Raw genomic sequence first — 1,751 nt, forward strand, 5'->3', positions numbered from 1 at the left:
GAGCCATTTTCGTATCAAGTACCTTACAGCCGTTTTGCAAGCACATGGCAAATATGGGGCATGCGCGGCTATGCATTAGCAGAGCTGGCAAAACAGCCACTTGCCGATAACATCCCACAAGGTTACGACAGTGTTCGCACTGGCCGCCGCGATTTTGAATGGCGAGCAGATCAAGGTGCAGAAGTTATTTGGGCCGAGGCACAAGATGGCGGCGATATGAAAACCGATGTTGAGCATCATGATTATATTTACAGCCTACGCGCTCCGTTTAAACGTGAGCCTAAATTATTTGCCAAAGTAGAACGCCGATACTCTGGTATTGAATGGGGCAACGAAAACGTAGCAATGCTAACAGACTGGCGTTTTAGCGATCGTCAAGTTCGTACCTATATAATACAACCTCGTAATGCCGACAAAAACCGAGTTTTGTTCTCAGAGCGTAGTTATAACGATGCTTATAAAAACCCAGGCAGTGCAATTTACGAGCGCAACGATTTAGGCGCAAACGTAATTAAAATTGTTGGCGGGCGCTATATTTACCTGCGTGGTAATGGCGCATCAGAACAAGGCAACGTGCCGTTTTTAGATCAATACGACGTTAAAACAAATAGCAGCAAGCGTTTATGGCAATCAAAAGCGCCTTATTACGAGCGTGTACGCGCTCTGCTTGACGATGAAGGTGAGCGATTTATTACTATTCGTGAATCTAAAACTGAGCAACCTAACTTTTTTATACGCGATTTAGATAACGATACGCTAACGCAACTCACTACGTTTGAGCACCCGTATCCTGCATTTAAAGGTGTTACTAAAGAACAACTACGTTATAAGCGCGACGACGGTGTTGAGCTATCGGGCACGCTTTATTTACCACCAGGGTACGATAAAACACAAGGTCCGTTACCTGTGCTTATGTGGGCTTACCCACTTGAATACAAAGATAAAGCCGTAGCATCGCAAGTACGCGAATCGCCTTATGCATTCACTTATATTGGATACTGGGGGCCAATGCCTTACCTTGCCAAAGGCATTGCCGTATTTGACGATCCTAAAATGCCAATAGTGGGTATTGATGGTAGCGAGCCTAACGATAACTTTAGAAAGCAGTTAGTATCAAGCGCGCAAGCCGCAGTTGATGTTTTAGTTAAAAAAGGCATTGCTGATAAAGATAAAATAGCGATAGCAGGGCACTCATACGGTGCATTTATGGTTGCTAACTTACTGGCTCACACTGATTTATTTAAAACGGGTATTGCCCGTAGCGGCGCGTATAACCGAACATTAACGCCGTTTGGTTTTCAAGGCGAAGAGCGTGATTTTTGGCAAGCACAAAGTGTATACGCTAATATGTCGCCGTTTTTTCATGCTGAAAAAATTAACGAACCAATGCTAATGATCCACGGTCAAGAAGACCCTAATTCTGGAACCTTCCCAATGCAAAGTGAGCGTATGTACGCAGCGCTTAAAGGCTTAGGTAAAAATGCCCGCTTAGTAATGCTCCCTTATGAAGCACATGGTTACCGTGCTCGTAAAAGCTTATTACATGTATTGTGGGAACAAGAGCAGTGGCTTGATAAATACTTGCTAAATGACTCAGTTGAGCCGGCAAAGGTAACTACTGAGCAAGTAGCAGAGTCAATCCCGAGTAAATAGTAAAGTAAGTGTTTATGTTGTGAGGGCAAGAAGACCCACTCTTAATCTCACGGAACATTCCCAATGCAAAGTGAGCGTATGTACGCAGCCCTAAAAGG

Annotated in this window: 1 protein-coding gene; it reads left to right on the forward strand. The window is 44.2% G+C overall.

All coding sequences use genetic code 11. The annotated features are described in order from the left end of the window. Window positions 1–1,653, forward strand: a 1,653-nt coding sequence (locus L647_RS0109335; protein ID WP_024610902.1) for a prolyl oligopeptidase family serine peptidase, incomplete at its 5' end; no start/stop codon positions are given. Window positions 1,654–1,751: the final 98 nt, after the last annotated feature.

The sequence above is a fragment of the Pseudoalteromonas sp. TB64 genome (assembly GCF_000498095.1).
Classification (GTDB): domain Bacteria; phylum Pseudomonadota; class Gammaproteobacteria; order Enterobacterales; family Alteromonadaceae; genus Pseudoalteromonas.